Here is a 4073-nt window from a genome sequence, read left to right as displayed (position 1 = left end):
GCTGACCGGGCCGCTGGCGGAGGGGCTGCGCGCGGAAGTGCGGGCGGTCCTGGCGCGGGCGCTGGCGCCGGTCGTGGCGGGGCCGGTGCCGGTCGCGGAGATCTGCCGCTTCGGGGAGGGGGCGGACGGGCGGTTCCGGCTGGTCAGGCGGTTTCCGCTGGGAGGAAGCCGCGCGCGGTGAGGGCGGCGCGGAGGGCGGGGATCGAGGTGAAGTGGAGGCCGTCGATGCCGACGGCGGCGGCGCCCGCGACGTTCGTGGCGCTGTCGTCGATGAAGATCGCGCGCGCCGCGTCGAGGCGGTTGCGGGCGAGGCAGAGGCGGTAGATTTCCGGGTCGGGCTTGAGGAGGCCCTCGTCGCCCGAGACGACGACGTCGCGGAAGGCCGCGGTGAGGAAGGGGAAGCGGGAGCAGGTCTCGGCGAACTTCGCGCCGGAGAAGTTGGTGATGGCGTAGAGCGGCACGCCGGCGGCGGCGAGGTCGGCGAGGAGCTCGGGCGCGCCCTCGACCGGGCCCGGCACGGTCTCGTGCCAGCGGTGGTGGAAGGCGGCGATGACCGGGGCGTGGCCGGGGTGGCGGGCGCTGAGCGCGGCGACGGCTTCGTCCCAGGGGATGCCGCGGTCGAGCTCGCGGTTCCAGGCGTCGAAGCCGATCTCGGCGAGGAAGGCGTCGATCGCCGCCTCGTCGGGCAGGAGCCGGCGGAAGAGGCGGCGCGCGTCCCAGCGGATGAGGACGTTGCCGATGTCGAAGATGAGGACGGAGTCGGACATGGCGCCGCTGGTAGCCGCACGGGCGGCGGCAGGCAATGGCTTGACGGGAATCGGGGTGGCGCGAATAGTTCCGGCGTGCGTCGGCCGACGTACCAACGCGCGGCGCCGGCGATCGGCCGGAAAGCGAGCGATTTCAGGGAGGAAGAGACGATGGGCCTGAAGACTGTGCTGGCGTTCGCGGCGCCGGCGGCGCTGGCGGCGATGCTGGCGGCCGCTCCGGTGCAGGCGCAGGATCTGCGGATCGCGACCTCGATGCCGAGCCTGACCTTCCCGTTCTTCGTGCACATGCAGAACGAGCTCAACGCCGAGGCGAAGGCGCTCGGCGGGATCGAGGTCATCAACAACGACGGGGAGAATTCGACGCCGAAGCAGACGGCGGGCGTCGAGGCGGCGGTGGTGAGCGGGGTGGACGGGATCGTCATCAGCCCGCTCGACGCGGTGGCGATGGCGCCGGCGGTCGGCGCGGCGGTCGAGGCGGGCGTGCCGGTCGTCACCATCGACCGGCGGGTCGAGGGGGTCGAGGTGCTCGGCCACGTCGGCGCCGACAACGTGAAGGGCGGCGAGGCGCAGGCGAACCTCATCATGGAGAAGTTCCCCGACGGGGCGAGGATCGTGAACCTGCAGGGCCAGCCCGGGGCGAGCCCGGCGATCGACCGCAACAAGGGGCTGCACAACATCCTCGACGGCAACGACAAGTACGAGTTCGTCGCCGAGCAGACGGCGAACTTCGCCCGCGAGGAGGGGGCGTCGGTGACCGAGGCGATCCTCGCCGGGCTCGCCTCGCCGCCGGACGTGATCGTGGCGGCGAACGACGACATGGCGCTCGGCGCGCTGCAGGTGACGCAGGAGCAGGGGCTCGACATCGCGATCATCGGCTTCGACGCGCTGCCCGAGGCGATGGCGAGCGTGCGCGACGGCGGGCTGCTCGCGACGATCGAGCAGATGCCGGGCGGGCAGAGCCGGCTCGCCATGCAGGAGATGGTGAAGTTCCTGCGCGAGGGGGTGAAGCCCGAGCCGCTGGTGCTGCTGACGCCGATCGCCATCACCAAGGACAATCTCGACAAGGCCGAGCGGCTCGGCGAGGCGAGCTGATCCGGTCGGGCTGCCGGGCCGCCGCGGGCGGCCCGGCGCGCGGAAGCGAAGCGCCATGAGTCACAGCCACAGCGGGCAGGCGCCGGCGCGCCGCGACCCCATCGACCTTCTCGCGCGCTATTCGGCGCCGATCTTCCTCGTGCTGCTGATCGTCGTCTTCGCGGCGTTGCAGCCGAACTTCCTGCATCCGCTCAACGTGATGAACGTGCTGCGGCAGGTCTCGATCTCGGGGCTGATCGCCATCGGGATGACCTTCGTCATCCTGACGGCGGGGATCGACCTCTCGGTCGGCTCGCTGGTGGCGCTGACCGGGCTGGTCGCGGCCTATGTCGCGAAGGGCGGGCTCGAGAGCCGCTTCGCGGTCGGGGCGAGCGCGGACGCGGGAAACCCGGTGATCGTCGCCTTCCTGGCGGCGATCGCGGTCGGGATGGCCTGCGGGGCGCTGCAGGGGTGGGCGGTGACGCGGCTCAGGGTGCCGCCCTTCGTGGTGACGCTCGGGGGGCTGACGGCGTGGCGGGGGGCGGCGCTGCTGCTCTCGAACGGCGGGCCGATCAGCGGCTTCGGGCCGGACTTCACCTGGTGGGGGCAGGGGCGGATCGAGGGGGTGCCGGTGCCGGTCATCATCTTCGCCGCCGCGGCGGTGATCGCGCACGTGGTGCTGCGGCACACGCGCTTCGGGCTGCATGTCTATGCGCTGGGCGGCAACGGCGCGGCGGCGAACGCGAACGGGGTGAATACCCGGCGGGTGGAGTTCCTCGTCTACGTCATCGTCGGCTTCTTCTGCGGGCTGGGGTCGTTCCTGCTCGCCGCGCGGCTCAACTCGGCGGAGGCGGTGGCGGGGATCGGGCTCGAGCTCGACGTGATCGCGGCGGTGGTGATCGGGGGGACCTCGCTCTTCGGGGGGGTCGGGGGCGTGGTCGGGACGGTGATCGGGGCGCTGCTGATCGGGGTGCTCAGGAACGGGCTGGTGCTGCTCAACGTCTCGCCCTTCATCCAGCAGATCGTGATCGGCGTCATCCTGGTGCTGGCGGTGGCCTTCGACCAGTATGCCGCCGCCCGGCGGAGGGCGTGAGGTGGCGCCGGTCCTGAGCCTCAAGGGGATCGCCAAGCATTTCGGGGCGATCCAGGCGCTGCAGGGGGTCGACCTCGAGCTCGGGCGCGGCGAGGTGCTCGGGCTGATGGGCGACAACGGGGCGGGGAAGTCGACGCTGGTCAAGATCATCGCCGGGAGCTTCGCGCCGTCGGCGGGCGAGATGCGCATCGACGGGGAGGAGGTCACTTTCGCGCGGCCGGTGGAGGCGCGGGAGAAGGGGGTCGAGATCGTCTATCAGGACCTCGCGCTCTGCGACAATCTGACGGCGGCGCTGAACGTCTTCCTGGGGCGGGAGCTCGTCTGGCGGCTGGGGCCGTTCCGCTTCCTCGACCGGGCGGCGATGAACGCGCGGGCGGGGGAGCTCTTCGCCGAGCTGAAGTCGGAGACGCGGCCGAGGGATCTGGTGAAGTCGATGTCGGGCGGGCAGCGGCAGGCGGTGGCGATCGCGCGGACCCGGCTGGCCGACCCGAAGCTGGTGCTGATGGACGAGCCGACCGCCGCCATCTCGGTGCGGCAGGTGGCGGAGGTGCTCGATCTGATCCGGCGGCTGAAGGCGGCGGGACATGCGGTCATCCTGATCAGCCACCGGATGCCCGACGTCTTCGAGACCTGCGACCGGGTGGCGGTGCTGCGCCGGGGGCGCAAGGTCGCCGACAAGCCGATCGGGGAGACCTCGCCCGAGGAGGTGACGGGGCTCATCACCGGGGCGATCGAGGCGGCTTGAATGCCGCGGGCTGCGAGGCTATCTTACCATCGTCTTACGTGAGGAGGACGGGCGGTTGGGCAAGCCGGAGCGGCTGACGACGACGGTTTCGACCAAGGGGCAGGTGATCCTGCCCAAGGCGATCCGCGAGCGACGAGACTGGGATGCCGGCACGCGGCTCCTCGTCGAGGAGACGCCGGAAGGCGTGCTGCTGCGGCCGGCGCCGGCCTTCGCCGCAACGCGCCCCGAGGCGGTCTTCGGCCTGTTGCCGCATCGGGGGCCGCCGCTGTCGCTGGAGGAGATGGATGCTGCCGTGATGGCCGAGGCCCGGCGGCGCCGTGATCGCGATTGATACCAATCTGCTCGTCCGCTACCTGACGGGCGATCACCCCGAGCAATCGCCGCGCGCCCGCGCCCT

At 71.9% G+C, this 4073-nt stretch carries 5 protein-coding genes and 1 pseudogene; 5 read left to right on the top strand and 1 reads right to left on the bottom strand.

Annotated features, from left to right (window positions below):
* Positions 1-181, top strand: a pseudogene (locus Q0112_RS06755) (phosphonate metabolism protein); the annotation flags it as partial.
* On the opposite strand, the gene Q0112_RS06750 reads toward Q0112_RS06755, so the two are convergent.
* Complete coding sequence (locus Q0112_RS06750) at positions 144-767, bottom strand: HAD family phosphatase (RefSeq protein WP_297973078.1); 624 nt, start codon at positions 765-767, stop codon at positions 144-146. The pseudogene Q0112_RS06755 and the gene Q0112_RS06750 sit on opposite strands and share 38 nt — an antisense overlap.
* A 150-nt stretch (positions 768-917) precedes the next feature.
* Between Q0112_RS06750 and Q0112_RS06745 the strand changes: the two genes are divergently transcribed.
* The 4 genes from Q0112_RS06745 to Q0112_RS06730 are packed head-to-tail and all read left to right on the top strand — an operon-like array spanning position 918 to position 4007.
* Positions 918-1859, top strand: coding sequence for a substrate-binding domain-containing protein (locus Q0112_RS06745; protein ID WP_297973076.1), 942 nt, complete (start codon positions 918-920; stop codon positions 1857-1859).
* A gap of 55 nt (positions 1860-1914) precedes the next feature.
* Positions 1915-2931: an ABC transporter permease gene (locus Q0112_RS06740; protein ID WP_297973073.1), complete on the top strand. Its 1017-nt coding sequence runs from the start codon at positions 1915-1917 to the stop codon at positions 2929-2931.
* Position 2932: 1 nt separating this feature from the next.
* Positions 2933-3676 (top strand): ATP-binding cassette domain-containing protein, encoded by a 744-nt coding sequence (locus tag Q0112_RS06735; RefSeq protein ID WP_297973071.1) that lies wholly within the window; start codon positions 2933-2935, stop codon positions 3674-3676.
* Positions 3677-3731: 55 nt separating this feature from the next.
* On the top strand, positions 3732-4007 hold the full coding sequence (locus tag Q0112_RS06730; protein ID WP_297973068.1) for an AbrB/MazE/SpoVT family DNA-binding domain-containing protein: 276 nt from the start codon (positions 3732-3734) through the stop codon (positions 4005-4007).
* Positions 4008-4073 lie beyond the last annotated feature (66 nt).

Origin of the sequence: uncultured Amaricoccus sp. (assembly GCF_937858865.1) — a bacterium.
Lineage (GTDB): Bacteria > Pseudomonadota > Alphaproteobacteria > Rhodobacterales > Rhodobacteraceae > Amaricoccus.
The sequence above is the reverse complement of the archived record's forward strand: the minus strand, read 5'-3'. Positions and strand labels throughout refer to the sequence as shown.